At 64.8% G+C, this 26303-nt stretch carries 33 protein-coding genes and 1 pseudogene; 28 read left to right on the top strand and 6 right to left on the bottom strand.

Features of this window, described 5'->3' with window-relative positions; all coding sequences use genetic code 11:
* The 5 genes from I5M_RS11280 to I5M_RS32185 form a co-directional block, all read left to right on the top strand.
* A partial coding sequence (locus tag I5M_RS11280; protein WP_031336085.1) for an MFS transporter occupies nucleotides 1-951 on the top strand: 951 nt, incomplete at its 5' end.
* A 182-nt stretch (nucleotides 952-1133) separates the two neighbouring features.
* Entirely contained in the window at nucleotides 1134-2573 is a 1440-nt protein-coding gene (locus I5M_RS11275; protein ID WP_051048708.1) for a TAXI family TRAP transporter solute-binding subunit, read from the top strand.
* Nucleotides 2574-2714: 141 nt separating this feature from the next.
* Complete coding sequence (locus tag I5M_RS11270; RefSeq protein WP_022721501.1) at nucleotides 2715-2879, top strand: Flp family type IVb pilin; 165 nt, start codon at nucleotides 2715-2717, stop codon at nucleotides 2877-2879.
* Between the two features lie 201 nt (nucleotides 2880-3080).
* Complete coding sequence (locus tag I5M_RS32190) at nucleotides 3081-3218, top strand: hypothetical protein (RefSeq protein WP_022721500.1); 138 nt, start codon at nucleotides 3081-3083, stop codon at nucleotides 3216-3218.
* Nucleotides 3219-3632: 414 nt separating this feature from the next.
* Nucleotides 3633-3812, top strand: coding sequence for a hypothetical protein (locus I5M_RS32185; RefSeq protein ID WP_148287860.1), 180 nt, complete (start codon nucleotides 3633-3635; stop codon nucleotides 3810-3812).
* Nucleotides 3813-4097: 285 nt separating this feature from the next.
* Here the strand turns inward: I5M_RS32185 and I5M_RS32180 are convergent, their stop codons facing one another.
* The gene (locus tag I5M_RS32180) at nucleotides 4098-4280 is read right to left on the bottom strand and encodes a hypothetical protein (RefSeq protein WP_148287859.1); all 183 of its coding nucleotides are present in this window, start codon (nucleotides 4278-4280) and stop codon (nucleotides 4098-4100) included.
* 73 nt (nucleotides 4281-4353) lie between these two features.
* Between I5M_RS32180 and I5M_RS11255 the strand changes: the two genes are divergently transcribed.
* The 3 genes from I5M_RS11255 to I5M_RS11245 all read left to right on the top strand — a co-directional run bounded on the left by I5M_RS11255 (nucleotide 4354) and on the right by I5M_RS11245 (nucleotide 8001).
* On the top strand, nucleotides 4354-6036 hold the full coding sequence (locus tag I5M_RS11255; RefSeq protein ID WP_031336082.1) for a PAS domain-containing methyl-accepting chemotaxis protein: 1683 nt from the start codon (nucleotides 4354-4356) through the stop codon (nucleotides 6034-6036).
* Nucleotides 6037-6176: 140 nt separating this feature from the next.
* Nucleotides 6177-6737 carry a hypothetical protein gene (locus tag I5M_RS32175; RefSeq protein ID WP_148287858.1) on the top strand — a complete coding sequence of 187 codons (561 nt, stop codon included), beginning with the start codon at nucleotides 6177-6179 and terminating at the stop codon, nucleotides 6735-6737.
* On the top strand, nucleotides 6730-8001 hold the full coding sequence (locus I5M_RS11245; protein WP_022721495.1) for a DNA-packaging protein: 1272 nt from the start codon (nucleotides 6730-6732) through the stop codon (nucleotides 7999-8001). Before I5M_RS32175 ends, I5M_RS11245 begins: the two co-directional genes overlap by 8 nt.
* A 139-nt stretch (nucleotides 8002-8140) precedes the next feature.
* On the opposite strand, the gene I5M_RS11240 is transcribed toward I5M_RS11245, so the two are convergent.
* The gene (locus I5M_RS11240) at nucleotides 8141-9619 is read right to left on the bottom strand and encodes a DUF2235 domain-containing protein (protein WP_022721494.1); all 1479 of its coding nucleotides are present in this window, start codon (nucleotides 9617-9619) and stop codon (nucleotides 8141-8143) included.
* Between the two features lie 78 nt (nucleotides 9620-9697).
* Between I5M_RS11240 and I5M_RS11235 the strand changes: the two genes are divergently transcribed.
* The 12 genes and pseudogenes from I5M_RS11235 (at nucleotide 9698) to I5M_RS11185 (ending at nucleotide 19406) form a co-directional block, all read left to right on the top strand.
* Nucleotides 9698-10870 carry a phage portal protein gene (locus I5M_RS11235; RefSeq protein ID WP_022721493.1) on the top strand — a complete coding sequence of 391 codons (1173 nt, stop codon included), beginning with the start codon at nucleotides 9698-9700 and terminating at the stop codon, nucleotides 10868-10870.
* Between the two features lie 142 nt (nucleotides 10871-11012).
* On the top strand, nucleotides 11013-12203 hold the full coding sequence (locus I5M_RS32170; protein WP_148287857.1) for a hypothetical protein: 1191 nt from the start codon (nucleotides 11013-11015) through the stop codon (nucleotides 12201-12203).
* A gap of 29 nt (nucleotides 12204-12232) precedes the next feature.
* Nucleotides 12233-12763 (top strand): hypothetical protein, encoded by a 531-nt coding sequence (locus tag I5M_RS11230; protein WP_244431975.1) that lies wholly within the window; start codon nucleotides 12233-12235, stop codon nucleotides 12761-12763.
* A gap of 89 nt (nucleotides 12764-12852) precedes the next feature.
* Nucleotides 12853-13071, top strand: a complete 219-nt coding sequence (locus I5M_RS11225) for a hypothetical protein (protein WP_022721491.1) — start codon at nucleotides 12853-12855, stop codon at nucleotides 13069-13071.
* A gap of 480 nt (nucleotides 13072-13551) precedes the next feature.
* A pseudogene (locus tag I5M_RS29545) lies at nucleotides 13552-14206 on the top strand (HK97 family phage prohead protease).
* Nucleotides 14207-14299: 93 nt separating this feature from the next.
* Nucleotides 14300-14986, top strand: a complete 687-nt coding sequence (locus I5M_RS32165) for a hypothetical protein (RefSeq protein ID WP_148287856.1) — start codon at nucleotides 14300-14302, stop codon at nucleotides 14984-14986.
* 1 nt (nucleotide 14987) lies between these two features.
* The gene (locus I5M_RS11205; RefSeq protein WP_022721489.1) at nucleotides 14988-15434 is read left to right on the top strand and encodes a hypothetical protein; all 447 of its coding nucleotides are present in this window, start codon (nucleotides 14988-14990) and stop codon (nucleotides 15432-15434) included.
* Between the two features lie 9 nt (nucleotides 15435-15443).
* Complete coding sequence (locus I5M_RS11200) at nucleotides 15444-16226, top strand: hypothetical protein (protein ID WP_022721488.1); 783 nt, start codon at nucleotides 15444-15446, stop codon at nucleotides 16224-16226.
* A 124-nt stretch (nucleotides 16227-16350) separates the two neighbouring features.
* A complete protein-coding gene (locus I5M_RS11195; protein ID WP_022721487.1) occupies nucleotides 16351-17607 on the top strand; it encodes a phage major capsid protein in 1257 nt (418 codons plus the stop codon).
* Nucleotides 17608-17648: 41 nt separating this feature from the next.
* A complete protein-coding gene (locus tag I5M_RS31340; protein ID WP_244431974.1) occupies nucleotides 17649-18617 on the top strand; it encodes a hypothetical protein in 969 nt (322 codons plus the stop codon).
* Entirely contained in the window at nucleotides 18614-18985 is a 372-nt protein-coding gene (locus I5M_RS11190; RefSeq protein ID WP_022721486.1) for a DUF2019 domain-containing protein, read from the top strand. The genes I5M_RS31340 and I5M_RS11190 overlap by 4 nt, the downstream gene beginning before the upstream one ends.
* A 166-nt stretch (nucleotides 18986-19151) precedes the next feature.
* Nucleotides 19152-19406, top strand: a complete 255-nt coding sequence (locus I5M_RS11185) for a hypothetical protein (RefSeq protein WP_031336078.1) — start codon at nucleotides 19152-19154, stop codon at nucleotides 19404-19406.
* 16 nt (nucleotides 19407-19422) lie between these two features.
* Here the strand turns inward: I5M_RS11185 and I5M_RS11180 are convergent, their stop codons facing one another.
* Nucleotides 19423-19728: a hypothetical protein gene (locus tag I5M_RS11180; RefSeq protein ID WP_022721484.1), complete on the bottom strand. Its 306-nt coding sequence runs from the start codon at nucleotides 19726-19728 to the stop codon at nucleotides 19423-19425.
* A gap of 222 nt (nucleotides 19729-19950) precedes the next feature.
* Entirely contained in the window at nucleotides 19951-20718 is a 768-nt protein-coding gene (locus I5M_RS11175) for a trypsin-like serine protease (protein WP_031336076.1), read from the bottom strand.
* Nucleotides 20719-20776: 58 nt separating this feature from the next.
* Between I5M_RS11175 and I5M_RS11170 the strand changes: the two genes are divergently transcribed.
* The 8 genes from I5M_RS11170 (at nucleotide 20777) to I5M_RS11135 (ending at nucleotide 24539) form a co-directional block, all read left to right on the top strand.
* Nucleotides 20777-21346 (top strand): head-tail connector protein, encoded by a 570-nt coding sequence (locus I5M_RS11170; RefSeq protein ID WP_031336075.1) that lies wholly within the window; start codon nucleotides 20777-20779, stop codon nucleotides 21344-21346.
* The gene (locus tag I5M_RS11165) at nucleotides 21343-21663 is read left to right on the top strand and encodes a head-tail adaptor protein (RefSeq protein ID WP_022721481.1); all 321 of its coding nucleotides are present in this window, start codon (nucleotides 21343-21345) and stop codon (nucleotides 21661-21663) included. Before I5M_RS11170 ends, I5M_RS11165 begins: the two co-directional genes overlap by 4 nt.
* Before the next feature lie 175 nt (nucleotides 21664-21838).
* Nucleotides 21839-22249 carry a DUF3168 domain-containing protein gene (locus I5M_RS11160; protein WP_022721480.1) on the top strand — a complete coding sequence of 137 codons (411 nt, stop codon included), beginning with the start codon at nucleotides 21839-21841 and terminating at the stop codon, nucleotides 22247-22249.
* 13 nt (nucleotides 22250-22262) lie between these two features.
* Nucleotides 22263-22670, top strand: coding sequence for a phage major tail protein, TP901-1 family (locus tag I5M_RS11155; protein WP_022721479.1), 408 nt, complete (start codon nucleotides 22263-22265; stop codon nucleotides 22668-22670).
* 8 nt (nucleotides 22671-22678) lie between these two features.
* On the top strand, nucleotides 22679-22996 hold the full coding sequence (locus I5M_RS11150) for a gene transfer agent family protein (protein ID WP_022721478.1): 318 nt from the start codon (nucleotides 22679-22681) through the stop codon (nucleotides 22994-22996).
* Nucleotides 22993-23178, top strand: coding sequence for a rcc01693 family protein (locus I5M_RS11145; RefSeq protein ID WP_022721477.1), 186 nt, complete (start codon nucleotides 22993-22995; stop codon nucleotides 23176-23178). The genes I5M_RS11150 and I5M_RS11145 overlap by 4 nt, the downstream gene beginning before the upstream one ends.
* Nucleotides 23179-23187: 9 nt before the next feature.
* Nucleotides 23188-23775: a phage tail tape measure protein gene (locus I5M_RS11140; RefSeq protein ID WP_022721476.1), complete on the top strand. Its 588-nt coding sequence runs from the start codon at nucleotides 23188-23190 to the stop codon at nucleotides 23773-23775.
* Nucleotides 23776-23900: 125 nt separating this feature from the next.
* Nucleotides 23901-24539, top strand: coding sequence for a DUF2460 domain-containing protein (locus I5M_RS11135; RefSeq protein ID WP_022721475.1), 639 nt, complete (start codon nucleotides 23901-23903; stop codon nucleotides 24537-24539).
* Nucleotides 24540-24810: 271 nt separating this feature from the next.
* Here I5M_RS11135 and I5M_RS11125 read toward each other — a convergent pair whose 3' ends face one another.
* Nucleotides 24811-25311: a flavin reductase family protein gene (locus I5M_RS11125; protein WP_022721473.1), complete on the bottom strand. Its 501-nt coding sequence runs from the start codon at nucleotides 25309-25311 to the stop codon at nucleotides 24811-24813.
* Nucleotides 25312-25421: 110 nt separating this feature from the next.
* Nucleotides 25422-26303: hypothetical protein (locus I5M_RS11120; protein ID WP_022721472.1), on the bottom strand; the 882-nt coding region annotated here is incomplete at its 5' end.

Raw genomic sequence — 26303 nt, 5'->3', positions numbered from 1 at the left:
ATCAACCTGCCGCTGGCCGCCGCCGCGCTGGCGCTGCTGCTGCCGAAGATGGGCAAGATCCCGGTCTATCACCGCCGCCGCAAGGTCGACTGGCTCGGTGGCGTGCTGCTGATGGCTTCGGCGCTGGCCTTGATGCTGGCGCTGACCTGGGGCGGCACGCGCTATGCGTGGCTGTCGCCGACCATCCTGGCGCTGGCCGGCGCGGCGGCTTTGCTCGGAACGGTGTTCGTCTGGCACGCGCTGCGCACCGCCGAGCCGTTCCTGCCGCTGCAGGTGCTTGGCGGCACGGTCGTGCCGTGGGCGATGGCGGCGGGCGGCTTCTGCATGGGGGCGATGATCGGGCTGACCGTGCATCTGCCGCTGTATTACGAAGTCGTCTATCACCTCAGCGCCTCAGAATCCGGCCTGGCGCTGATCCCGATCGCGGCGATCTCTGTCTTAGGCGCCGCCTTCGCCGGGCGGGCGATGACCAAGGTGGCGCATTACAAGCGCATCGCCATTATCGGCACCAGCTCCGCATCCGCCCTGGCGATGCTGATCGCGCTGATCACGCCTCTGCCGCTATGGCTGCTGTTGAGCTTGATCGCGATCTTTTCGATCGGACTTGGCACGGTGTTTCCAGTTTCCGTGGTGTCGATCCAGAATGCAGTGGCACGGCCCCAAATCGGCACCGCGACCGGCGCGATGAACTTCTTCCGCGCGCTGCTCGCTTCGTTCACCGTCGCTGGGTTCACCACGATCCTGCTGATCGCTTTCGGCGGGCAGCTGCAGCTCGGCGGCGAAGGCCGTCACTCTGCCGCCGGCGTCGACGCGGCTCAGATGGTGGCGACGTTCCGCTACGTCTTCGGCGCCGCAGCCGTCATGCTGGCCGCCGCTGCGCTGTGCCTGGTCAAGATGGAAGAGCGCAAGCTTGCCGGGCCTGAAAGGCCGTCCTTGGCCATGGCCGAATAGACCGGCGTTTCGCGTCTGGCGCGCCTCCGTGCCGCCTTCGCTGCCTGCCCGTTAAGCAGTTTTTCGCGAAACCCCGGGTTCCCCACCCCGGTGCTGCGCATTTTCGACGCCTTTGCGGTTATGCTGCCGCGGTTCTGGTCGAGAAGCCGCCCCCGAGGGCGGCGGGGCCGCAGGTGGGTCGGATGACGGCGTCGCACGGCAATCATAGCCAGCTAACCAGCGAGTCCCTGCGCAAACGGCGACTGCGCAACCGACGTATTTTCAACCTGGCGGTTGTGATCACCATCATCACGCTGGCTGTCGGCTCCATCGGCGTCATCTTCTACGAACTGCGGCCGGTGACCCTCAAGATCGCGGTCGGTCCGGCCGGCAGCGACGACCTCAAGCTGGTGCAGTTGCTGTCGCAGGCCTTCGCTCGCAACCGCAGCCAGATACGGCTGCAGCCGGTGGTTACCGAAGGGGCAAACCCAAGTATCGAGGCGCTGCGACAGAACAAGGCCGACCTTGCCGTGGTCCGCGCCGACCTCGATCTCCCGGCCGATGCCCAGTCGGTGGTGACGTTGCGCAAGAACTTCGTGGTGATGTGGTCGGTCCGCGGCAGGGGCAGGAAGTCCGGCGCGATCAAAAACATCTCCGATCTTCCGGGACATACGGTCGGAGTGATCGGTCGCACGCCTGCCAATGTCAAAATGCTGCAGGTGATCCTGTCCGAATCCGGCGTTTCGCCCGACAAGGTCAAGATTCAGCAATTCCAAACCACGCAGATCGCCGAGATGGCGCGTGATGAATCACTCGACGCTTATCTCGCGCTCGGTCCGCTGGACAGCAAGATCACCATCGAAGCCATCGCCGCCACCGCCAAGGCGCGGGGCGAACCGCGCTTCCTGCCGATCGACGTCGGCGATGCCATTGCCAAGAAATTCCCGATCTACGACTCCGAAGAAATCCCCGGCAGCATCTTCTCGACGTCGCCGCCGCGGCCGGAAGACAAGGTGGACACGATCAGCGTCAGCCACCTGATCGTTGCCAAGCAGTCGCTATCGAGCCTCACCGTCACCCGATTGACGCGGCAGATCTTCGCGGTGCGCCAGCAGATCGCCCGCGAGATGCCGATCGCCGGCAAGATCGAGGCGCCCGACACCGACAAGGACGCCGCGATCCCTGCGCATCGCGGCGCTGCCGCCTTCATCGATGGCACCGACCGCACCTTCATGGAGCGCAACAGCGATTACATCTGGGGACTGATCCTGCTGCTCTCCGGCCTCGGCTCGGCCGGCGCCTGGCTGCGCAGCTATTTGACCCGCGATGAGCGGGAAATTGGCGGGAAGATGCGTGACCGCGCGCTCGGCATGATTGGCAAAGCGCGCAAGGCGGACAGCGTCGCCGAACTCGATGCCATGCAGCACGACATCGACCGCATCTTGCGCGAGACGCTGGACTTCTATGACGACGGTGCGATCGATGATCTCGAGCCGTTCGGTCTGGTGCTTGACCAGTTCCAGCGCGCGGCTGCCGACCGCCGGAGCGCGCTCATCGCCAGCGCCGGTAGCGACCTCGAGCCGCCGCAGAACGAGACGCCTGAGCGGGACCCGCCGGAGCCCCTGCGAATCGCCGGGACCTGAAAAAGCGTCGGTTCCGCAAGAACGATCCGGTAACCATTGTTGATTAGGTTCCGCTCTGCGCGGAAGGACTCAGCGCATTGCCATTGCGGAGGCTAGGTCGTCGGCCGCGCCACTCGCGTTCGCCAACCACAGGAGCTTGCGGTGCGACGCCTTATTCGCCGATTCATCACCGATACGGCCGGCGCCACGGCCATTGAATACGCGCTCATCGCCGCGGGGATCAGCATCGTCATCGTCACTGTAGTGACGGGGATCGGCACAAATCTGCTCGCCAAGTATACCTCGGTGCAAACCTCCCTGAATTAGTGCCGCCGGCATACGCTCGAGCCGCCGAACTATTTGCACGGGCGTTTTCGATCGCCGCCGGGTACAGCCGCCCAGAGGCCTGCGGGCGGGATTGGTTAAGGCGAGACGAGTGCGTGCATCAAAATCTGCGGCAATCCTCAGCGATAATCTTCAGGGCCGATCGCTAAAGGTCCTCGCGACGACAACGTTTGCGGGGACACCATGGCGCTTCAGCAGATCCACAACGAGCGGCTCATCCGGCTGACTCGACAGGACGTCCTGATCTCGCTTGCGCTCGTGGCGTTTGGATTGGCAGCGGCACCCGTCGTCGGCCTGTTGGTGTTGCTACTGACCAACTGACGCGACGTCGCGTCGTTCTCCTTTTGCGGCTGCTCAGAGTTCAGATCTTGGATGCGGGCTAGCGTTGGCCGGCAACAGCGCTCGCGTGTTGCGGCCACCGCGTGTCGCCACCTCCTACGCCTCATCTCTGAAAGGCTCAGCCGGAGATGCCAGCAAGGCAGCAGGCTTGCCGTCCTGGGCCGAACCTCGGCAAGCCGTTCTTTGTGGCTATAAGAAAATAATCCTTTACAGCGTAGCGCTGCTCGATTAGAGATTGCCTATTCCCCCTCACCAGCGTCCCAAATGAAGCCGCCCGCCCGAGGGAACTGGTCGAGCCGTTGTCTAGCAGGCGGCGTGGAGGGCATTCGCAGGCGCGGAACATCATGATGAACAGTGCGTTGGCGGAGACGAGCGGTCGCCGACTGAGCACCGCAGATGGATCTCAGCCCAGAGGATATCGCCATGGCGACCGAGGACCGCGGCCACATCATCGAGACGCCGACCGAAGCCCGCCAGGGTGAAAGAGGTCCATCGGTTGCAATGCTGATGATCGTCAGCACCGGACTTGCCGTCCTGATCCTCGCCGCGATCTGGTTCGCTTTCTTCAGGGTGTAACGCACTCAAAATAGGAAAATAAGCCTTGACAGCGCGACGCTGCTTCCGTAGGGTGAGGGCACGCTCCATTGATGTGCCCGCCGACGGGCGAGTCGTTGAGTTTTCCTTCGTCTTCTGCATTCGCAGTCGCCTTTCCGGCGGGCGAGCCCGGAGGCAGCACCGCGTAATGTCCTCACTGGCGTTGGACCGTTCGATCTGAATTCGGGAAAGGCTGCCGATCTGTGTGTCGGGGTAGCTAAACTTTCCATCGAGTTGCGATCCGATAGTCCAGATACCGCGCACAATTCAGCCTCGCCCGCCACCATTCGAGTGCGCCTGACGTTCCGGCTGTGACTGATCATTTACGCAAAGCGCGCCTTGGTTGAATTGTTTCAATTGCTGCCAAGCAAGTTGTGTTTTTGAAATGGGAGAACAATGCGTATTCGTACGTAGCGCCTCATTAATAACTTGTTCTGTCTTGTATTTCATCACTGACGCCCAGTGTAACTAACAACGACTTGAGACGGTGCTGACCGACTCGATGGGGCGGAGAGAAGATTTTATGTTCGGACGTATGTCGCACGCGAAAGAATCCGACAGTCTGGCGCTGATGGCGCAGAAGCTGATCTCCGCCAACATCATGGTTTCCGACGCCGATCTCAACATCGTTTACATGAACGAAGCGGTGAAGAAGCTGTTGCGCGATGCTGAATCCGACCTGCGCCGCGAGCTACCGAATTTCAGCGTCGACACTCTGATCGGCACCAACATCGACGGCTTTCACAAGAACCCAAATCACCAGCGGCAGATGCTCAAGCATCTGAGTTCGGTTCATCATGCGACGATCCAGATCGGTCCGCGCAAGTTCGACCTGGTCGCGACGCCGCTCAACAGGCCGGACGGCAGCCGCGCCGGCGTGGTGGTGGAATGGGCCGACGCATCGATCCGTCTCCAGAACATCGATTTCGCGGGACAGGTCGCGGCGGCCAACCGCTCGCAGGCCGTGATCGAATTCAACATGGATGGCACCGTCCGCACCGCCAACGAGAATTTCCTCAGTACGGTCGGCTATTCGCTCGCTGAGATTCAGGGCAAGCACCACAGCATGTTCGTCGAGCCTGCGATGCGTGAGAGCCCTGCCTATCGCGAATTCTGGGCGGCGTTGAATCGTGGCGAGTATCAGGCGGCTGAATTCAAACGGATTGGAAAAGGCGGCCGCGAAATCTGGATGCAGGCGTCCTACAATCCGATCTTCGACGAGAAGGGGCGGCCCGCCAAAGTCGTCAAGTTCGCCGTCGATGTCACCGAACAGAAGCTGCGCAATGCCGATCTCGCCGGACAGATCGAAGCGATCGGCAAGTCGCAGGCGGTGATCGAGTTCAACATGGATGGCACGATCATCACCGCCAATGACAATTTTCTGAAGGCGCTGGGCTACTCACTGGGTGAGATCAAGGGTAAGCATCACAGCATATTTGTCGATCCTAGCGAGCGCGATACGCCAAGCTATCGGGAATTCTGGGCGTCGCTCAATCGAGGCCAGTATCAGGCGAACGAGTACAAGCGCATCGGAAAAGGCGGCCGCGAGGTATTCATCCAGGCCTCCTACAACCCAATTCTCGATCTCAACGGCCGGCCATTCAAGGTTGTCAAATACGCAACCGACATCACCAAGCAGGTACTGGCTCGCATCGGCAACGAGCGTGTCCGAGGCATGATGGAAACCGTTGCTGCAGGTGCGGAGGAACTCAATACGTCGGTCCGCGAGATCTCGGAGACCATGACGAAATCGCGTGAGACAGCGTCCGGCGCCGTCGAGAGGGTCGCCAATGCCGACGCTCAGGCGCAAAGGCTCACCACCGCGGCCAGGGCGATGAGCGGCATCGTGGAACTGATCAACACCATCACGGGCCAAATCAACCTGCTGGCGCTGAATGCTACGATCGAATCGGCCCGCGCCGGCGAAGCGGGCCGTGGCTTCGCGGTGGTGGCGGCCGAGGTCAAGAACCTCGCCAATCAAGCCAAGCAGGCCACCGACAAGATCGGCGAAGAGATCAACAGTCTCAACACGATTTCAATCGATGTCGCCGACGCACTCAATGCCATCAAAGAAGCCATCAATCACGTCAGCGAATACGTCACTTCCACCGCTGCAGCTGTGGAAGAACAGAGCACGGTGACCAGCGAAATGTCCGAGAGCATGCAGCGCGCCGCCGCCGAAGCCGCCCGGATCTCCGCCGCCTGAACTGCGGCTGACTGCTTAAATCAAACAGAGGAGGCCGCGCCGACGCGCTTGCGTCGGACGCGGCCATTTTCGTTCATGGCCTCTCCAAGAGGCGTGGCTTCGGATCATCCCTCATGGCGACATCATGCAATCGATCGGCGGTGACGACTTCCACCACCGCCGCAGCGAAGAAGCGCGCTGCCCGGACCATCGCGACCAAAAGCGCCGCTGCGGACAAGCCGATCTCGGCCGTTGCAAAGTCTACAAAGATCCGGACGCGGCCGGCGGCTGCTCCGGCGGTCGCAAAGACTAAGACTACACGCGTCTCTGCGACGTCGACTGGTACGTCGACACAAAGCCCCGTCAGCTGCCCCGTTGTTTGCGCCGGAGAGAGCCGCGAAGGAGCGGCGGCCGAAGCACTTCCGCTTGTCGATCGGGTGGAGCGATCGGTCGAACACGAGATCAAGCGCATCGAAGCGATCGTCAGCGGCCAGCATGCGGATGACGAGCAGCACGCCGACGCAGAGCGCCGCGCCCGCACGCTTGCCAGCCTGACGCGTACGTTGTTTGAACTGCGGCGGCTACGTGATACCGAAGAGAAGAGGCCGCTCGATGACGACACAGTGCCACGCGATCTCGATGAGCTGCGGCGGGCGCTTTCGCGACGACTGGATCAGATGGTCGCCGGCACAGCGGACGTTCCTGCTGCAGGGGATGAGTGAGGCCGAGCTGGCGTTTCTGGCCAGCCAGTGGGACGTGTTCGCGCACGATCACCAGCGTCCGCCCGAGCTGGCACCGAACGGTGCGCCGTGGCTGATATGGCTACTGATCGGCGGACGTGGCGCCGGCAAGACCCGCGCCGGCGCCGAATGGATCCGCTGTCAGGCGCTGGGTCTGCCGCCGTTCGCCACCGAAGCCGTCGAGCGCATCGCGCTGGTCGGCGAGACCGAGCACGATGTGCGCGAAGTGATGATCGAAGGTGTCTCCGGCCTGCTCGCGGTGCATCCGCCGGATCAGCGGCCGCTGTGGCAGCCGTCACGCAAACGCCTCGAATGGCCCAACGGCGCGGTGGCGCAGGCGTTCTCTTCTGAAGATCCGGAAAGTTTGCGCGGCCCGCAATTCGGCTGCGCCTGGTCGGACGAGATGGCGAAATGGCGCCACGCCGAGCCGACGTTCGACATGCTGCAATTCGGCCTGCGGCTGGGTCGCCAGCCACGCCAACTGATCACCACGACGCCGCGGCCGACGGCGCTGATCAAGCGCTTGATTGCTGACCCGTCTGCGGTGACGACGCGGGCGCCGACGCGTGCCAATGCGTTCAATCTCGCGCCGACCTTCCTCGAAGGCGTGATGGCACGCTACGCCGGCACGCGGCTCGGGCGCCAGGAGCTCGACGGCGAAATCATCGAGGATCGGCCCGACGCGCTGTGGTCGCGCACGCAGATCGAAGACAGCCGCGTCGCCGAGGCGCCGTCGTGCCGCCGCATCGTCGTTGCGGTCGATCCGCCGGCGTCGTCGGGCAAACGCGCCGATGCCTGTGGCATCGTCGCCGCGGGCATTTCCGACAGCGGCATCGTCTATGTGCTGGCTGACGACAGCGTCGCCGCAGCGACGCCGACGCTGTGGGCCAGCAAGGCGATCGCTCTGTGGCGCCGGCTCGAGGCCGACGCGCTGGTGGTCGAGGTCAACCAGGGCGGCGAGATGGTGAAGAGCGTGATCCACGAGGTGGACGCGGCCGTGCCGGTGATACCGGTTCGCGCCGTGCGCGGCAAATGGCTGCGCGCCGAGCCGGTTGCCGCGCTCTACGAGCAGGGCCGCGTCAAACACGCCGGCTGCTTCGCGGCGCTCGAAGACGAGATGTGCGACTTCGCCTCGACCGGCCTCTCCAACGGCCGTTCGCCCGATCGCCTCGATGCCCTCGTATGGGCTGTGAGTTCGCTGGCGCTGCAGCCGAAGGCCGCAGAGCCACGGGTGAGGGTTCTGTGAGGCGATGAGCAGCTTGATCCAGCAAGTCGAGGTCGCGGTGTTGGCGGGCGGCGCTGCGACGGCTGCGACAGCCGGCGCAATCATAGCCGCATCGATGCTGGCCAATGCGCCGACGCCGTGGCTGATGCTGCTGTGCAGCCTATTGCTTGTCGTCGTCGGCGGGTTCGTCTGCGCATCGTGGGGCTGACGGCGGTGGCAGTGGATCGTAGCGATGGGGATGGATTCCGTGCAGCGAGCACGGATCGTAACGCTCGTACGTGCCGTAGTTCTGAACTTCAGGCAGCGCGAGCCGCTCGAACACGCTGGCATGGAGAAAAGCGCCGTCCGGGATTGTTCGCGGCTCGGTCGGCCAGCGCAGGATCGGCAAGCCCATCATGCCATGCCGGGCTTCGTCGTGCTGCATGCCAGCCGCTGATGGACGTGGCCGCAGATAGGCGCGGTCGATCAGAATTGGATGCGGCAAACGCAGCGCTTCGTTGCTCATCCATTCGAGCGTGATATCGGACAGCCGGGACTCGTTTTCGATGTAGCCGCCGCCGATATCGGCGTGAACACCGGCGAACCAGATCTGCTCGAACCAGTTGCCGGGCTGGCCGCTGCGCGCGGCCACGGTTTTTGAATTCGCCCACTCGACTCGTTTGAAATCCTTGCGGCGTTCGTCGATCGACAGCGCATGCCGGGCATATGCGACGCGGTCGTTGAGGTTCTTGTCGTAGAACTTCAGCCGCCACGCGATCACGTGCAGCGTCTTCCACCATGGATCGCGGGTGCCGAGCGCCCACTTTACGTGGGTCCATAGATAGGCAACGAGCAACGCCGCCGCGCTGACGATGATCAGCGCCGTGTACCACGCGCCGAAGGATCCAAATGCCAGGCTAGCCAGCCAGGCGATGCCTGCCAATGCGCCGAGGAGGAGCGGAAGCACCAGAACGGTCGCGCCGAGCATCTTCGGCCAGCTGGCGCCGAGCGCCGCCACGGTGTCGAAGACGCCGATGAAATACGGAACCTCGTTCGAATGGCCGTCGACATCGCTGGCGTATTTGCGGCGAAACGCAGCGGCGAGGTCGTCGCGCTGATCACGAAAGCGCTGCTGCTTCTTCGAGGCGCCGTGCTGATAGACCTTCTTCACCGCTTCCGCGGCAATGCGATTGGCCGTATCGGGATCGACGTCGATCGGGCGGCCATTTTCACTGCGCGGCACGCCGCACAATGCCAGCACGCCGCCGAGACAGCGCACCGTATAGGCGCCGCGGCTGAAGCCGAACAGATAGATCCGATCGCCCGGTCGCCACAGCTCGATGATCGCCGCGTAGCAATCGATGATATTCCGCGTGACGCCGAGGCCGGTGGCCCCGCTGACGATATTGTAGATCTTGCGCCAGAACGGAACGGCGCGGCCGCCGGACGGCGCATCCGAGCCGACGCCGGGGTCGTAGAATGCGACCTGGCGAAGCGGATCGTTGTCGGTGTCCGGTCCGCAGCGGGTGGCGCGATACAGCTTGTAGACGTTGGTGCGCTTTTCGTCGGGCATCAGGCCGCCGGCCTGCCCGGTACCGTCGGAAAATATCAGGATGTTCTTCGCCATGGTCGCCCCCGGCAAAAGGGCGATGATCACCATGAAAGTGTCCGGCGCGTGGCGCGAAGCGGACCGCGGATCATTTGGTAATTTGACACTACTTAAGGAGCGCGGATCCCAATGCTCGATCGCTTCAAAACGTTGTTCGCTCCGCCCGAAGCCAAGGCATCACGCACCGCGCATCTGCTGGCGATCGAGAGTGGCGGGCGGGCGCGATGGACGCCTCGGGACTACGCCGGGCTGGCGCGCGAGGGTTATGTCGGCAACGCCATTGTGCATCGCTGCGTGCGGCTGATCGCCGAGAACGCCGCTGCTTGCGTGTTCATGGTGTTCGACGGCGCGCAGGAGAAGGAGGCGCACCCGCTGGCGCAGCTGATCGCGCGGCCCAATCCGCGCCAGGACGGCGCCTCGCTGTTCGAAACGCTGTATGCGCATCTGTTACTTGCAGGCAACGCCTATCTCGAAGCCGTCGCGCTCGGCGATGCGGTGCACGAGCTGTACGCACTGCGGCCGGATCGTATGAAAGTCGTGCCGGGGCCGGACGGCTGGGCCGAGGCCTACGACTACAGCGTCGGCGGCCGCAGCGTGCGCTTCGACCAGCACGGCGCGGTGCCGCCGATCCTGCATCTGACGTTCTTTCATCCGCTCGACGATCACTACGGCCTGGCGCCGCTCGAAGCGGCCGCGGTCGCGGTCGATACCCACAACGCCGCCGCGCGCTGGAACAAGGCGCTGCTCGACAATTCGGCGAGGCCGTCCGGCGCGCTGGTCTATGCCGGGCCCGAGGGCGCGGTGCTGGGCGAAGCGCAGTTCGATCGCCTCAAGCACGAACTCGAACATACTTATGAAGGCGCCGCCAATGCCGGCCGCCCGCTGCTGCTCGAAGGCGGGCTCGACTGGAAGCCGATGGCGCTGAGCCCGAAGGACATGGACTTCCTCGAAGCCAAGCACGCCGCGGCGCGCGAAATCGCGCTCGCCTTCGGCGTGCCGCCGATGCTGCTCGGCATTCCGGGCGACAACACCTTCGCCAACTATCAGGAAGCCAACCGTAGCTTCGTCCGCCAGACCGTGCTGCCGCTGGCGAGCCGCGTCGGCAACGCGCTGGCGCAATGGCTGGCGCCGCAATTCGGCGATGGCATCCGCCTCGTCATCGACACCGACCGCATCGACGCCCTGGCCACCGACCGCGCCGCGCTGTGGCAGCGCGTCTCTGGCGCGGCGTTCCTGACGCTGAACGAGAAGCGCGAGGCGGTGGGTTACGCGCCGATCGAGGGCGGGGACCGGCTGGGGTGAGGGCGGTCCGCCGCTACTCAATTGCCACTGCGGGGCACCGCCGCCAATCAGCCGCACTCGAATCGACACTTCCCGAGGTCCACCATGATCGATCATGAATCGGCATGGCGCGCGCACCAGCGCGCGCGCTGGGTGCTGCCTGATGTGCGACGCTGGCTTGCAGCCCAATGCTGGTCGATGGATCAGACAGGACGCCGCCCGCTTCCTGAAGCCAGGCACGGATCCCGCCGACGTCTTTCCGGCGCTCGACCGCAAGTTCAACCCGAACCAGCCAAGGATACCGGCAGGGCAGTTCGGTGGCGGGCGATGGACTGATGGAAGTGAACCGGGCGCGGACGGGTCGGCCGAAGCCCTGACGTCTGCCGATCCTGCTTCAAGTGACATCACTGCCGATGCAAGCAGCCCGCTGGCGTTTCAAGCGCAAAGCTCAGGAAGCCTCGAATCCTGGTTGAAGCAGCTTGACGATCTCGCCTGGAAAGATCCGCGGCAGATCCCAAGCGCCGGCGCCACTGACGCCGAAGAAAACCTACAAGAGGTACAAGGCCGTCGCCAGCCACCCCCGAATTGGTTTCCCAGCGCGTCGACGGAACAAAATCTCCGCTTGGAAATGGCCATAGCACGCAGCGGAGCGGCACTCAAAGAAGTCCATCGCTACGAAGCGAATTGGAAGCCGCGAGAGCAAAGCCTAAGCGCTCCTGGTAGTGTCGAAGGGGCAATCGCAAATGCTGAGCAACGAGCTAGAGAGATAGAGACCTATCTAGAGCAGCTTCGGACCGGCCCCGGCGCCAACTTCGGTCCCTCCCTCGATGCACCCCGCACCCCTGAACGGCCGGAATTAGGCCCCTGCGATGGGACATCATGGATCAACAGCTATAGAACCATCAACAATGCGCCGGATCTATTCGGGAATCCCCGTTGGCCCGCCGGTAAAGGAACAGTATCCGTATCGAGAATAGATGGGGAAGTTTACTTCGGTGTCAGTTCGAGATCGCCCGGCTACAGCGATGCCGACTGGAATATCGCTGCGCGAATAGGAGAGCGTCTAAGAAGTATTTATCCTGATATGGCGAAATCCAACTCCGGTATGAAGCCGAACGACAGCGTTTTTCATGCCGAGGCAAACTTGCTGTTGCGCGCCAATCAATATTCCGATGGGCTAGAAGGTCGCGCCATCGAGGTGCAAGTTGACAATCCGATTTGCGGGCAATGTTATACTGTGTTGCCGAGACTGAGTATTCAGTTGCGTAATCCATATGTGACGTTCTACGAGACGACAACCGGTCAGCGGAGCGTTCTGTGGAACGGCCGGTGGCTACGATGGAAAGAGCAATGAGGAAACGAACGGTATCTAATAGATTCCCATTGGACGGCTGGCCGTCGATAACTGAGCTGGGACCGTTATTTTCCGCGAAGGCATGGTCCCGCTGGGAAGGTGACGACGAGTGGGTGCTCCGGATCGAAGGTCTGTATGGCACCGACTGCCTGCCGGAAGACAGCCAAGTCAGAGCCTGTCTTATCATCACCGGTACACCAGATTTCGGCGTTATGCTGCATTATTCAAGATGGGACGGCCGGACCCAACGATCGCTAGACTGTTACTCTAAAGGTGACATGGACCGCATTCGCCAGTGGCTTCGGACGTTGCAAGAGGATTTGCGGCCGATCGGTTTGTTTATCCCTTATGCCCAGGCATGGACGGCGGTGAGGGAGTTCATGGAGCGCGACGGCGAACTGCCGTCCGGCATCGAATGGATCGGCGGAAACGAACTCCCGCCGAACACATTCCGCTTCCCGGGTTTCTTCAATGGACCGGAGCCTCGCGTCCTGACGGACGAAGACATCAACGACGTAGCACCGCGAAGCCTTAGCGAAATTGCTCAGCGCCGCAACTGAGCCGCCAAGGCGGTCCGACGCGATATGCCATCAATTAGTTGCTAACGCGCAGCGAACGGGAAGCCCGCGTCCGTGTATGCGAGGGTGTGATGTCCGATCTCATCAAGATTTTCGGCGAGCGCGGAGACCTGGCACACCTAGCGCTCCTGCTGTGGGCCGGCGCCGCGTCGGCGGGGTTGTGGTTCGCGTTGCGCGAACTGGCGGCTGCGTCGCGGCGGTTCGACGATTTCGTCCACGCGCTCGAACTGTTCAACCGCCGCGCCCGGCGGCGGGCGCGTGACGTGGCACGTGAGCACGACGACGAGTGAGGCTGCTATGAGCGACGAGGGGCAGAGCATGGACAGGTTGCACCGCGTATTGTCGTCGATCCGCACCGAGACCAAATCGGCGCGCGATCATCACAGCGTGTTTCGCGAATTTCTGACGCACCTCGAGACCCAGGGCAGGGCGGCGCCGAAGCGAGCGAATCCGAAGCCCGTGCCCCGGCGGCACCTTCGCAAGCGGGCGAAGTAGCTCCGCGCGTCCGAGTACCAGCTGCGTTCGTAGCTACAAGCCCGACGTCATCCTGAGGTGCTCGCCCGCAAGGGCGAGCCTCGAAGGATGAGCTACGCGCCTCGCATTGTCCGTCGTGTGGCGGACGCCGCGCGTGGGGCCGCATCCTTCGAGGCTCGCTGCGCTCGCGCCTCAGGATGACGCTTCGAATTGGGGCGACCGCCTTAGCCGGTTCTCCGAACTAATTCATCTACCAGAACCAACAATTTCATCACCTCAATCTCACGAGGCCGCTCATGCTCGCCGCGTCATCCGAACCTGTGCGTCCGCCGTCGCGGCTGTCGCTGAGTGCCGACGGCAGCATCGAGGGTTATGCCAGCCTATTCGGCGAGATCGACCAGGCGCGCGACATGGTGATGCCGGGCGCATTCTCGGCGACGCTGCAGCAGCGCGGCTTGCGCAAGATTCCGATGCTGTTTCAGCACGACCCGGCCGACCCGGTCGGCGTCTGGCTCGATCTCACTGAGGATCTGCGCGGCCTGCGGGCGCGCGGACGGCTGATCCCCGATGTCGCCCGCGGCCCGCGAACTGCTGGCGGTGCTCCGCGCCGGCGCGATCGACGGGCTGTCGATCGGCTATCGCACCGTGCGCGGCCAGATCGATCCGAAGAGCCGCGTGCGCCGGCTGTATCAGGTCGATCTGTGGGAGATCTCGATCGTCACCTTCCCGCTGCTGCAGGGCGCGCGCATCGCCGCGGTGAAAGACGGCGGCCCGCCGCTGTCGCCGCAGCGCCGCGCCGCCGAGGCCGCCTGGCACAGAATGCACAGCGATCACCCATCCGGCAGCGCCGCGGATGCACCGGCGCCGCCGGTCCGGCGCGGGAGAAGCGTCGTCAGCCTCGCCTCCCGCGCCGGCCGCAAGGCGGCGATGGCGGGGCTGGGGCGCGGCTGATCACCAAGCTACGCGAAGCTGTCATCGGCGAGCGTACCAGCGTGCGCCTGCCACCCCATCGCTGATCTCCACATCAATCACGAGTAGTTGCCCATGCTGAGCTCTGCCGAGAGCTTCGCCGCGCATCAGCGCGCGCGTTTCATGCAACCCGATGCCGCGCGCTGGATGCGTCCCGACGCCGCGCGTTGGGTCAGGCCCGACGCCGCTCGCTTCCTCGGGCCGGGCATCCGGCCGGAAGATGTCTTTCCAGCACTCAGCCGCAAGTACAACCCGAACCAGCCGCGTGTGCCCAAGGGGAATCCCGAAGGCGGTGAGTGGACGGACTCTGACGGGGGGCAGCGCGCAAGCGTTAGTAAGGAACCGCGAAGTGCGAAGCCTAGACTAACACCAACCGAGTTTTCGTCCCAATCCCGTCCGAGGGGGCACCATTTCAATCCCTATGCGGTCTTCAATAAGTGGAATCTGCGGCCCGAAACGCGAAAGGTATTCGAAGATGCGACCACTGGAACGCTTGCGCGTGACTCGGTTAGATTCGATCCAGAAGGCGCGCCTTACAAGCATACCTGGGGTCGACTCCACAGCGAATACAATCAAGGAGCCGCAGAACTAGGATCGCGTTTTCTGTCCGAGAACCAGATAACGCCTGAAACGATGACACCGGACCAGGCTCGGGAGCTTTTGCGAGAGATTGATATCTCGCAGGATCCACGTATCCGCGATTTCAACCGTGCAATGAGGATGCTAAGGTTCATCGCCAGAATACGGCTCGGGCGAGAGTGAGATGGGCGGCGACGCGGCTGGCCACAAGAGAGAATGGCGGATGTTGCACCATGCCGTCGTGCAGGTGGTCGACTGTTATGTCTGCAAGTTCGCGAAGGCGGCCCGCGCGGTCTGGGTCTCTTCGAAACGTAGTCCGGGCTGTTATTCTCAGTTCATCACCTTGCATGACATGCAATTGTTGCGGCCGGAGATGCTTTCTGCCCTGCAGACGTTGCTCGCCGAGTTCAAGGATTGGTCGATTGAAATCCAGGTGGCGGCTCCGAACGGTGAGCGCACATGGGATTGGCGCGACATGATGATCGAAATTTCGCACGACCGCATCATCGATCGGATGCAGCATGATTTGCTGCCGGCGCATCTGCGGGACGTCCGGTTCGGGACGCCGGTCGACGAGTACAACGACGAGATGGCCGCGAAGGTAAGGCGGCTGATGCACAAGCCTGGTTGAGCATCGCGCATGAAGACGTCGATCAGCTACGCGCCGATGAATTCCATCGTATTTGTTCATGGCGGTCCGGACGAGGCGCCGCCGTGGCCGGTGTGGGGCGCGCAGATACTGGCGACGAATTCGTGCATCAGCCCTGTCTGCTTCCCAGAGATCGACGGGCCAACCGAGATCGTGCTCGGCGACGCCGATGAGGTCGATCCCGGGCGAGCGCCCGATCTCGTCTCGCTGCTGCGGGTGCCGGACGGCGATCTGCGGATCACAACGGTCGGCGACGAGGCGGCCATTCTCCGCATGCCAGCGCCGTCGCTCGCGCTGGTGAAGATCTGGCGCAGCCATCCGAGATGGCCGGAGACGGTCATCATTGGGATCGCGCCGCCGAACGATCTCGCCAGCATGGCACCGATGCTGCCGACCGAAGAAGCGACCCGGGCCGCAGTGGATTTTCCCGTCGGCTCCGATTGCCTGTTTCTGTGTAACACGTCGATCGCCGATCGCCCGGATGTATTCGATCCCTGGCGGTCGCAGCGGCTGCTAGCGTCGGGCGTCGTCGTGCCGATCGCCCCGGCGTCGCGACTGGAAGTGACCGATGCCGATCCGGACTTGCCACGTTCTCCGGTCTTCGATGGCCTGTTGCCGACGCCGAACCGGCTCGTCGGCATCTTCCCGACTAATCGCCTTGTCATGCTGCGGGCCGACACCCCAACCACGCTGACGCGCGTACGCGCCTGGGTCGAGCCGCGCCCCGAGGGGCCGACGGTGATCCTGGCTTTGTTCCCGGCCGACGAGCCGTAAGCTCCGCTTTCATCGCGCCGGTCAGCCGACGCGCCAGCGTTTTCGTCCAACGCCGCTGCCTCCCAGGCCGCGGCGTTTTTGTTTGCCCGTAATTCACTCACGCCTTCACCCGAGGAGAACCTGCATGGACTACGACATCGACATTGCCGCGCCGGAGACCAAGGCCGGCATCGCCACCGAACTGCGCGACGCGCATGACGAGCTGCTGCGCAGCCACGACGAATTCAAGGCCGCCAACGACGAGCGGCTCGCCGCGCGCGAGCGGCGCCGCGCCGACGTGCTGCTCGAAGAGAAGGTCGACCGCATCTCCGAGGCGATCGACGCGCGGCTGAAGCGGATCGAGGATCAGGCGCTGCGCGCGGCGCGGCCGGCGTTGTCGGTCGAGCGGCCGCCGCTCGCCGTGGATCAGCGCGAGCACAAGAGCGCGTTCGAGGCTTATGTCCGCTGCGGCGACGCCGCGCCGCTGCGTGCGCTCGAGACCAAGGCGCTGTCGGTCGGCTCCAATGCCGACGGCGGCTATCTGGTGCCGGTCGAGCTCGAGCATTCGATCGCGTCGCGGCTGCGGTCGATCTCGCCGATTCGCGCGCTGGCGTCGGTGCGCGAGATCTCCGGCAGCGTCTACAAGAAGCCGTTCCTGACCGCGGGGCCGGCGACCGGCTGGGTCGGCGAGACCGACGCGCGGCCGCAGACCAGTTCGCCGTCGCTCGACGCGCTGGCTTTCCCGGCGATGGAGCTTTACGCGATGCCGGCCGCGACCGCGACGCTGCTCGACGATGCCGCGGTCAATATCGACGAGTGGCTGGCCGGCGAGATCGACCAGGTGTTCGCCGAGCAGGAAGGCACCGCCTTCGTCTCCGGCGACGGCGTCAACAAGCCGAAGGGTTTCCTCGCCGTGCCGATGGTGGCGAACGCGTCGTGGAGCTGGGGCAGTCTCGGCTTCATCGCCACCGGCGCCGCCGGCGCCTTCAAGGCGTCCGACCCGGCCGACACGCTGATCGACCTCGTCTACGCGCTGCGGCCGGGCTATCGCCAGAACGCCACCTTCGTGATGAACCGCCGCACCCAGGCGGCGATCCGCAAGTTCAAGGATAGTTCGGGCGCCTATGTCTGGCAGCCGCCGGTGACCGCCGGCGGCCGCGCCAGCCTGCTCGGCTTCCCGCTCGCCGACGCCGAGGACATGCCGGACATCGCGGCGAACTCGCTGTCGATCGCCTTCGGCGACTTCAGCCGCGGCTATCTGATCGTCGACCGCCAGGGCGTCCGCGTCCTGCGCGACCCGTATTCCGCCAAGCCCTACGTGCTGTTCTACACCACCAAGCGCGTCGGCGGCGGCGTGCAGGACTTCGACGCGATCAAGGTGGTGAAGTTCGCGGGGAGCTGAGGACCGCCGCATCGAACTAACAATAGAACGGCACGCCACAATTGGCGCGCCGTTTTCATCTTCAGCAGCGCTCATTCTCCAATTACGGATTGCATCACATGGGTTGTTGTGACGACGCCTGGCTGCGTTATCAGCAGGCGCGCTGGCTTGCGCCCAATGGCGAGCGCTGGGTGCGGCCAGATGCGGCGCGCTTTCTTAGTCCGGGCAGCGATCTCGTCGCGATCTATCCTGCACTCGCGTTGAAGTACAACCCGAACCAACCAAGAGTACCCGCCGGCCATAGCGATGGCGGCCAATGGACTAGCGGCACCAGCAGCTTTGCTACTTCGGGTGACAGGCCGGCGGTGCCAAGCGCTTCCATATCGGAGGCGACAAGGCCGATGGGGAACGTCGCCATCGCAAACGTCGCCAGAGAAAGCACTGATCTATTCTCCATCGCGCCAAAGGAGCCGGACCGTTCTGGCGTCAGGCTTGCGGGCGATTTACCAGAGGGAGCAGATCCCACGCCGGGAGAGCCGGGCAACGAACCACCGCCGATCCCCCAAAATAAGCCTTCCCGTAGTGCAGACCGAACAAGATATTTTCGGGCTGCTGCAGATTGGCTAGCGCGAAACGCGGGTCTTCCTGGACTGCTCTACGAAGGATCAATGAGAACGGTGGATTGGCTGCGCGATTGGCACGATGTGGTTCTCGCTGCACGAGACGGTCCTAAACCGCTGCAGGAACTGATGAACGGGGTCAGTCTAGCGCGACCAGGTTACGATGTGCATCATATCAATGAAGTCGCAGCAGCACTACTCGATGGATATAGTCTTTCACAGATGAACGATCCTTCGAATCTTGTCAGTATCCCGCGGCTAAAGCACTATCAAATTACGGGATGGTATTCCGCGCCAAGCGTCGAATTTAAGGGGCTCTCTCCGAGAGAGTTTCTCCGGGGCAAGAGTTGGGAAGCGCGTCGTGAAGTTGACTTAAGAGCATTGCGGAAGTTCGGGGCCTTGCAACCATGAGTAAACAGAATCTTGGCCAAATGGCAACGCCCGATCTCATGGCGCTATTTGCGAGAGCCACGGTCGGACAAGACGAGGCGCTGCTCGGAAGTCAACGAGCGAGATTCAATCGTTTATTCAAGCTCATGAGTGATATCAGTAACGAACTCAAGGGACGCGAAGGCGATCAGCGCGTTGCGCTGTTGAGCCTCTTTGATTATCCAAACATGCAGGTACGGCTACAGGCCGCCAAGCTAACGCTCGCGGTCGCGCCGCTCGAAGCGCGCCAGCAGCTCGAAGCGATTGCGGCCACCAAGTGGTTTCCTCAAGCTGGCGACGCCGGCATGTGCCTCTCTTTTCTGGACGATGGCACGTTCAAGCCGGAGTAATGCAGCATAGTTGGTAGGATGGGTTGAGCGCAGCGAAACCCATCATGTCGGCGCTGATGGAGCGGGGAGTCGATGGGTTACGCGCCTGCGGCGCTAACCCATCCTACGGGCTGGAACAAGCGGCGACGGCGGGACTTCCTCGTTGGTGGTGACGGAGGAGAGGACGATGGCGGGAATGATCAAACATGGCGCGCTGGTGCTGGCGGCGCTCGGGGCACTGGTGGCGGCCGATGTCTCGCCGGCCTTCGCGCGCGGCGGGGCGGCGAACATCATGGACTCGCCGGGGTATCAGCGGCGGCTGCAGGAATCGCGGCAGCAGCTCGGCGCTCCCTATACGGTGCCGCCGGCGGCGTATCCGCGGCAGACGCTGCAGCGCAAGCATTGGCAGCATCGGCACGGCAAGCGGCACCATCGGCGCTGAGCGCCTTGGTGGCTCGTCAGCAGTAGCCGTGCCAGCCGCAGGCGTAGGGCAGGCGGCCGAAGATCAGGCTCGGCGAGGTGCCGTAATAGCTCTGATACAGATACGAGTTCGGCTTGCCGTAATAGCCGTGGACGATCGCCGGGATGTCGACCTCGGGCGCGTAGACCGGCCAGCCGGCGGCCATCTCCAGCGGCTGCCGCCGCGCGGGCTGGGGCGCCGGCTCGGCGAAGATGCGGCCGATGGGACTGCGTACCGGCAGATCGGCGGCGGCCGCGGGGGCGGCAAGAGCTGCGACGATCAGCAGGGCGGCGAGGCGCAGCATGGTGGGCTCCGGTTTGGGCCGGCATGCTGGCGGAGTATGGTTAATCAATTCTTACTGTCGCTAGTCTCACGACGCCGTCATCCTGAGGCGAGCGCAGCGAGCCTCGAAGGATGCGGCTGCGCGTGCGGTGCGCCCCACGTTGCTCGCGGCCCATCCTTCGAGGCCGCCGCTGCGCGGCGGCGCCTCAGGATGACGGCGAATGTGTAGTGAATCTGGGATGAACTAATTGCCGAGCGCCGAGCCCCAGGCGCGCGCTGTGTGCTCGATCCAACCCCGATACAGCGTCAGCGGGGTGACGCCGGTGAGGCCGCCGCAGCCGGCGGCGTTGTTCGCTCCGGTCGACCACGACACCACGCCGACGATCACCGCGCGGCCGTCCTGTTGCTCGAGGGCCGGGCCGCCGGAATCGCCGGTGCAGGCGCCGAGGCCTTCGCGCGTGTTGCTCGTCGCCGGATCGACCAGGCGGATCTGCAGGCGGCCGGGGCGGCCGGTGGCGATCAGCGATGCGGCGCGGATGGTGCCGCCGCTCTTGCCGTCGCCCCGGATGGCGACGCCGATGCCGGCGACGGTGAAACGCTGGCCGGCTTCGAGCGGATCGCTCGGCGCGCCGATCGGCAGCGGCGCCTTGCCGGCGAGCGGCGCGGCGAGCTGCAGCAGCGCGACGTCGGCGCTGGCGCGGTGGCCGAGGATCGCGCGCATGTCGAAATCCGGATGCGCGGCGACGCGGCGAACGTCGCGCAGCTGCGGCTGCCGCTGCGCATCGAGCTGCACGATCTTGTAGTCGGCGCCGGGGCCGACGCAATGCGCGGCGCTCAGCACCAGATCCCGCGCGATCAGCGTGCCCGAACAGAAATTGCCGCGCGAGCCGACGATGGTGACGACGGCGCGGGCGATGTCGCCGGCGGGCGCCGCGGCGCCGCCGACCATCGCGGAGGCGGGCGCGGCGAGAGCCACAGCGAACAGCACAGACAGTTTCAGAGCGCGGAGCATGGCGGCGTTTGAGCTTGCCGGCGCCGCGCTGTCAACCGGGACATCGAAGGAGGCGCGAATGTCGGCCGTGTTGTTAGCCGGACCGGCGGCGGAGCCGTGGACGGTCGCCGAGCTGAAGGCGTTCCTGCGTGTCGATCACGACAATGACGACGCGGTGATCGCTTCGCTGCTCGCCGCCGCCCGCGCCCAGATCGAGGCGCTGACGCGCTGCGCGCTGATCACCCAGCGCTGGCGTCTCGTCTCCGACGCCTGGCCGCGCGACGGCCGGCTGCGGCTGCGGATCGGGCCGCTGCGCGAGCTGGTCGCGGCCCGCGTCTACGATGTCGACGGCGCAGCGCATGCGCTCGATCTCGGCCGCTTCGTCCTCGATCCGGTGGCGGGGGTGATCGCCGCGCCCGGCTGGTCGTTGCCGCAGCCGGGTCGCAGCATCGGCGGCATCGAGCTCGATGTCGCGCTCGGCTTCGGCGATGCGGCCACCGACGTGCCGGAGCTGCTGCGCCATGCGGTGCGGACGCTGGCGGCGCATTGGTACGAGAACCGCGGCCTCGCCGCGATCGGCTCGAGCGTGGCGATGATGCCCGGCAGCGTCGCGGCGATGATCGCATCCTATCGCACGGTGTCGCTGTGATCGATCCGGGACGGCTGAACCGGCGGCTGACGCTGCAGGCGCCAGTGGAGCGCGACGACGGCCAGGGCGGCGTCGTGCGCGACTACGCGACTGCGGCCGTGCTGTGGGCGCAGGTCGCGCCATTGCCGGCGCGTGATCAGCTCGTCGCCGACAGCGACGCGGCACGGTCGCGGCTGCGCCTCACGTTGCGCGGCGGCGTCGCGCTGTCGCGGCGGCATCGCTTCGTCGACGGCGCCAACACCTATCGCATCATCGGCTGGCGGACGCGCGACAACGGCGCGCTGCTCGAGGTCGATGTCGAACAGCAGCTGGGCTGATCCTCGAACCATCCCTCGGAGGGGGAGCGCTCGCGCAGCGAGCGGGGTGGGTGGCGAAGTTCTGAGACTCAGTGCTCGCGGTTCACCCCACCCCGTCACGCAGTCCGCTTCGCGGCCTACGTGCCGACCCTCCCCCTCAAGGGGAGGGTGAAGTATCAACCCGGAGTAATCACTCATGACCACCGCACCTGTGGCGCTGCGCGCTGCGATCCATCATGCGCTGATCGCCGACGGCGGGCTCGTCGCCGCGCTCGGCGGGGCGCGCGTCTATGACGAGCCGCCGCGCGACGTGGCGTTTCCTTACGTCACGCTCGGCGAGGCGCGGATCACCGACGCTTCCGCCGACGACGCGCCGTTGCAGGAGCATCAGCTGACGCTGCATGCCTGGTCGCGCCAGGGCGGCCACAAGGAAGCGCACGTCATCACCGGCGCACTGCTGCAGGCGCTCGACGACGCGCCGCTGGAGCCGGCCGGTCATCGCTTGGTCAATCTCCGCTTCGCGCTCGCCGATATCCGCCGTGAGGCCGACGGCCGCACCTACCACGCGCTGGTGCGGTTTCGCGCCGTCACCGAACCGCTGAGCTGAAAGGAAACGCCGCATGGGTGCACAAAAGGGCAAGGATCTGCTGCTGAAGATCCACGACGGCATGAACTACATCACCGTCGCCGGCCTGCGCAGCCGCAAGATCGCCTTCAATGCCGAACTGGTCGACATCACCAACGCGGAGTCCGTCGATCGCTGGCGGGAGCTGCTCGCCGGCGCCGGCGTGCGCCGCGCGTCGCTGTCCGGCCGCGGGCTGTTCAAGGACTCGGCCTCGGATGCGCTGGTGCGGCAGGCGTTCTTCAATGGGCTGATCACCGACTGCCAGGTCGTGGTGCCGGATTTCGGCAGCATCACCGGGGCGTTCCAGATCGCGTCGCTGGAATTCGCCGGCGAACACAACGGCGAAGTCACGTTCGACCTGACGCTGGAAAGCGCCGGCGCGCTCAGCTTTGCGGCGATCTGAGGCGCACCATGGCCAATAGACATCGGGGCGAGATCGAAGCCGAACTCGGCGGCCGTCGCCGGACACTGGTGCTGACGCTCGGCGCGCTCGCCGAGCTCGAGGCCGCGTTCGGCGCTGGTGATTTGGTGGCGCTCGCCGAACGCTTCGGCAGCGGGCGACTGTCGGCACACGATCTGATCCGTATCATCGGCGCCGGGCTGCGCGGGGCCGGCGAGACAATCAGCGACGACGAGGTCGCGGCGATGACGACCGAACGCGGCGTCGCCGGCTTCGCCAGCACAGCCGCCGCACTCCTTGCCGCCACCTTCGGCGAGGCGCAGGCATGACGCCGTTTCCCTGGGACGAGGCGATGCGGTTCGGCTTCGGCGTGTTGCGGCTGTCGCCGAGCGCGTTCTGGAGCCTGACGCCGCGCGAACTTAGCTGCGCCATCCAGGCGCTGCGCGGCAGCTCGGCGCCCCTCGACCGCGGCTCGTTCGATGAACTGATGCGGCGGTTTCCGGATCACTAGGAGCGCGCGATGACGAATAGTTGCGATCAATGCGACACCGGCTGTGTCGACGACACGTCGCAGAAGGTCGATCAGCTTACCACCAAGACGCAGGCGCTGAGCAGCGAAGCCAAGGGTTTCGCCCGCATCATGACGTCGGCATTCTCGCAATCGATCACCGGCGGCAAGCAGTTCGAGGACGTGCTGAAGTCGCTCGCCTTGAAGGTCTCGGATCTGGCGCTGAAGGCAGCGCTGAAGCCGTTGACCAACAGCCTTGCCGGCGGCTTCGACAACCTGTTCTCCGGCCTGTTCGGCGGCACCACGCAGAAGAACGCCGACGGCGCGATCAAGCCGTTCGCGGCCGGCGGTGTGATCGGCACGCCGACTTACTTCCCGATGCTCGGCGGCGGCGTCGGCCTCGCCGGTGAGGCGGGGCCCGAGGCGATCCTGCCATTGGCGCGCGGGCCGGATGGCCGGCTCGGCGTCGCGGGGGGAGGCGGTGGCAGCGTGGTCAACATTCAGATCGCCACCCCCGACGCCGACAGTTTCCGCCGCTCGGAGAGCTACGTCACCGGCCAGATCGCCCGCGCGGTGTCGCGCGGGCAACGGGGGCTGTGATTATTCATCTGACGAAGGATGCTCCGCGTCATTGCGAGCGAAGCGAAGCAATGCCGCTCCGTGCACTGAGCTGGATTGCTTCGTCGGCTTCGCCTCCTCGCAATGACGGCTGAGAGGGCAGCGACATGACCGCATTCCACGAGGTGTTGTTCCCGCTCGACGTCGCGCTGAAGAGCGCGGGCGGACCGGAGCGGCGGACGGAGATCGTCACGTTCGGCTCGGGCCGCGAGCAGCGCAACGCGCGCTGGGCGGATTCGCGCCGGCGCTACGACGCCGGCTACGGCGTCAAGACGCTGGAGGCGCTACAGGCGGTGGTGGCGTTCTTTGAAGAGCGCCGCGGCCAGCTCTACGGCTTTCGCTGGCGCGACCGGCTGGATTGCAGCTCCGCGGCACCGGGCGTCGCGATCTCGCCGCTCGATCAGGGGATCGGCACTGGCGACGGCTCGCGCACGAGCTATCAATTGACCAAAACCTATGGCGGCGGCTTCGCGCCGTATACGCGCACGATCAGCAAGCCGGTGGCGGGCTCAGTCCGTGTTGCGGTGGGCGGCGTCGAAGTCGCCGCTGGCGCCTTTGCCTGCAATCCGGCGACCGGATTGATCAGCTTCGCGAGCGGCCACGTCCCGCCCCACGGTGCCGCGGTGACGGCGGGTTTCCAGTTCGACGTCCCGGTTCGGTTCGATACGGATTACCTCGAGGTCGATTTGTCGGCGTTTGCAGCCGGCGCGATCCCGAAGATTCCGTTGGTGGAGATCAGGGTGTAGGTCACGTCTTCATCACCAGGGCGGACATGGTTCGTCCTCGCGATACCGAGCTTACGCCTGACCGCTTCGCTCGACTGAGAGCCCGAACACTGGCCGCAAGTACGTGCCGAGAATGCTGCCGGTGGAAGGCAGCGACAGCCACACCCAGCCGTGCGGGTTGCCGGAAGCGATGCAGCTGAAGTAAGCGCGATATTGCACCCCTAGCTAGCCGCACGCCGTAGTTGAATCGTCTCTTCGGCGGGAACTGTGTGAGGGATCAATGACCGTTACATCAGACGGGTTGCACCACGCAGAATTCGCGGTTGAAGTGGACCAGCGGCTTTTTGTCGGGCTGCAGCACCGCGTGCTTGACCTCGCAGAAGAACACGCAGTGCTGGCCGAGTTCGGTCTCGCTCATCACTTCGCAGTCGAGCACGGCGAGGGCGTCGGCGAGGGCAGGGACGCCGCTGGGCAGTTCGGTCCAGGCGCTGGCGTCGAAGCGGTCGGAGCCGCGCACGGCGGGCGAGCCGAACCGTTCGGCGAGGCCGGCGTGGTCGTCCGCCAGGATGTTGACGCTGACGCGCCGCGTCGCGCTGATGATGCCGCGGGTGCCGGCGCCGCGGTTGACGCAGGCGATCAGCGACGGCGGATCGATCGTCAGCGAACACACCGCGGTCATCGTCAGCCCGTGCCGCTCGCCGTTATGGCTGGTCGCCAGGATGCAGACGCCGCCGGCGAGCAGGCGCATGCTCTGCTTGAACTGGTCCGCCGAGATCGATGGTTCGGAGATCATGCCAGGTCCTCGCGATGGGTCGATCGACCGGTCGATGCGCGCCGCGCCGCCGGCTTCCGCTTGCGATCGAAAGCGGTGCGGCGCGGCTGCGCGTCGTTCAGCTGCCCGCGTCAGGCGAACGGAGCGGCGCGCGGATTTTCGCCGAGATCGCCGGTCAGCTTGAACTGGCCCATCATGCCGGACACGGTGTCGAAATCGATCACGGCGTGGTGGCACGCGGTGCTGATATCACGGAAGGCGCGATACACCGGGCTGCCTTCGTAGATGCCGGCGGCGCCGGACGCGGCGTAGATCCGGTCGATCGCGCGGCGGCACAGCTCGACCACATAGGCCGCATCCCAGCGCATCTGGATGCGATCCTCCGTCGACATCGGCGCTTGGTCGATCGCCATCAATTTGTCGAAGCGCTCGCACATGTCGGTGAGCAGACGCCGCGCTGCCGCGATCTCAGCGCTCGACTCGGCGACGCGCTTCTGCATCGAGGCATTGACGGCTTTGACCACGCCGGTCGGCGTCACGCGCTTGGCGGTAGCATCGATGAAAGCCTGCAGGCCCCCTTCGGCCATACCGAGCACCGAGCCGGACAGCATCGCGGGCAGGCCGGAATACACCGATAGCCGATAGGTCGGCGCCTTGGCGTGCGGGCTGAGGCCGAGGAAGGTCGGCTGGGTCGGCACGGCGCGATGCGCCGGGATGAACGCGTCGGTGACGACGAGATCCTTGGAGCCGGTGCCGCGCATGCCCAGCGTGTGCCAGGTATCGATGATCTCGACATCGGCGAGTGGGACCATGACGTGATGGATCAGGTAATCGTCTGGGCCGGGATTGGCGCGGCGGGAGCCAAGGATGAACCAAGGAGAGTGATCGGATCCGCTGCCGAACTGCCAGCGCCCGGTCAGGCGCCATCCGCCCTCGACGGGAGTGAGCACGCCGGCCGGAGCCAGCGAGCCCGCCACGAGATTGTCGGCGTCCCCTTCGTAGACTTCGCGCTG

The sequence above is a fragment of the Rhodopseudomonas sp. B29 genome, from assembly GCF_000333455.1.
GTDB lineage: Bacteria > Pseudomonadota > Alphaproteobacteria > Rhizobiales > Xanthobacteraceae > Rhodopseudomonas.
The sequence above is the reverse complement of the archived record's forward strand: the minus strand, read 5'-3'. Positions and strand labels throughout refer to the sequence as shown.

What these genes read in the sequence shown, in the direction of transcription:
- I5M_RS11275 (WP_051048708.1), top strand. Translation starts at nt 1,134, where the DNA reads ATGACGGCGTCGCACGGCAATCATAGCCAGCTAACCAGCGAGTCCCTG.
- I5M_RS32190 (WP_022721500.1), top strand. Translation starts at nt 3,081, where the DNA reads ATGGCGCTTCAGCAGATCCACAACGAGCGGCTCATCCGGCTGACTCGA.
- I5M_RS32185 (WP_148287860.1), top strand. Translation starts at nt 3,633, where the DNA reads ATGGATCTCAGCCCAGAGGATATCGCCATGGCGACCGAGGACCGCGGC.
- I5M_RS32180 (WP_148287859.1), bottom strand. Translation starts at nt 4,280, where the DNA reads ATGAAATACAAGACAGAACAAGTTATTAATGAGGCGCTACGTACGAAT.
- I5M_RS11255 (WP_031336082.1), top strand. Translation starts at nt 4,354, where the DNA reads ATGTTCGGACGTATGTCGCACGCGAAAGAATCCGACAGTCTGGCGCTG.
- I5M_RS11245 (WP_022721495.1), top strand. Translation starts at nt 6,730, where the DNA reads ATGAGTGAGGCCGAGCTGGCGTTTCTGGCCAGCCAGTGGGACGTGTTC.
- I5M_RS11240 (WP_022721494.1), bottom strand. Translation starts at nt 9,619, where the DNA reads ATGGTGATCATCGCCCTTTTGCCGGGGGCGACCATGGCGAAGAACATC.
- I5M_RS11235 (WP_022721493.1), top strand. Translation starts at nt 9,698, where the DNA reads ATGCTCGATCGCTTCAAAACGTTGTTCGCTCCGCCCGAAGCCAAGGCA.
- I5M_RS32170 (WP_148287857.1), top strand. Translation starts at nt 11,013, where the DNA reads ATGTGCGACGCTGGCTTGCAGCCCAATGCTGGTCGATGGATCAGACAG.
- I5M_RS11225 (WP_022721491.1), top strand. Translation starts at nt 12,853, where the DNA reads ATGTCCGATCTCATCAAGATTTTCGGCGAGCGCGGAGACCTGGCACAC.
- I5M_RS32165 (WP_148287856.1), top strand. Translation starts at nt 14,300, where the DNA reads ATGCTGAGCTCTGCCGAGAGCTTCGCCGCGCATCAGCGCGCGCGTTTC.
- I5M_RS11205 (WP_022721489.1), top strand. Translation starts at nt 14,988, where the DNA reads ATGGGCGGCGACGCGGCTGGCCACAAGAGAGAATGGCGGATGTTGCAC.
- I5M_RS11200 (WP_022721488.1), top strand. Translation starts at nt 15,444, where the DNA reads ATGAAGACGTCGATCAGCTACGCGCCGATGAATTCCATCGTATTTGTT.
- I5M_RS11195 (WP_022721487.1), top strand. Translation starts at nt 16,351, where the DNA reads ATGGACTACGACATCGACATTGCCGCGCCGGAGACCAAGGCCGGCATC.
- I5M_RS11190 (WP_022721486.1), top strand. Translation starts at nt 18,614, where the DNA reads ATGAGTAAACAGAATCTTGGCCAAATGGCAACGCCCGATCTCATGGCG.
- I5M_RS11185 (WP_031336078.1), top strand. Translation starts at nt 19,152, where the DNA reads ATGGCGGGAATGATCAAACATGGCGCGCTGGTGCTGGCGGCGCTCGGG.
- I5M_RS11180 (WP_022721484.1), bottom strand. Translation starts at nt 19,728, where the DNA reads ATGCTGCGCCTCGCCGCCCTGCTGATCGTCGCAGCTCTTGCCGCCCCC.
- I5M_RS11175 (WP_031336076.1), bottom strand. Translation starts at nt 20,718, where the DNA reads ATGCTCCGCGCTCTGAAACTGTCTGTGCTGTTCGCTGTGGCTCTCGCC.
- I5M_RS11170 (WP_031336075.1), top strand. Translation starts at nt 20,777, where the DNA reads ATGTCGGCCGTGTTGTTAGCCGGACCGGCGGCGGAGCCGTGGACGGTC.
- I5M_RS11160 (WP_022721480.1), top strand. Translation starts at nt 21,839, where the DNA reads ATGACCACCGCACCTGTGGCGCTGCGCGCTGCGATCCATCATGCGCTG.
- I5M_RS11155 (WP_022721479.1), top strand. Translation starts at nt 22,263, where the DNA reads ATGGGTGCACAAAAGGGCAAGGATCTGCTGCTGAAGATCCACGACGGC.
- I5M_RS11150 (WP_022721478.1), top strand. Translation starts at nt 22,679, where the DNA reads ATGGCCAATAGACATCGGGGCGAGATCGAAGCCGAACTCGGCGGCCGT.
- I5M_RS11145 (WP_022721477.1), top strand. Translation starts at nt 22,993, where the DNA reads ATGACGCCGTTTCCCTGGGACGAGGCGATGCGGTTCGGCTTCGGCGTG.
- I5M_RS11140 (WP_022721476.1), top strand. Translation starts at nt 23,188, where the DNA reads ATGACGAATAGTTGCGATCAATGCGACACCGGCTGTGTCGACGACACG.
- I5M_RS11135 (WP_022721475.1), top strand. Translation starts at nt 23,901, where the DNA reads ATGACCGCATTCCACGAGGTGTTGTTCCCGCTCGACGTCGCGCTGAAG.
- I5M_RS11125 (WP_022721473.1), bottom strand. Translation starts at nt 25,311, where the DNA reads ATGATCTCCGAACCATCGATCTCGGCGGACCAGTTCAAGCAGAGCATG.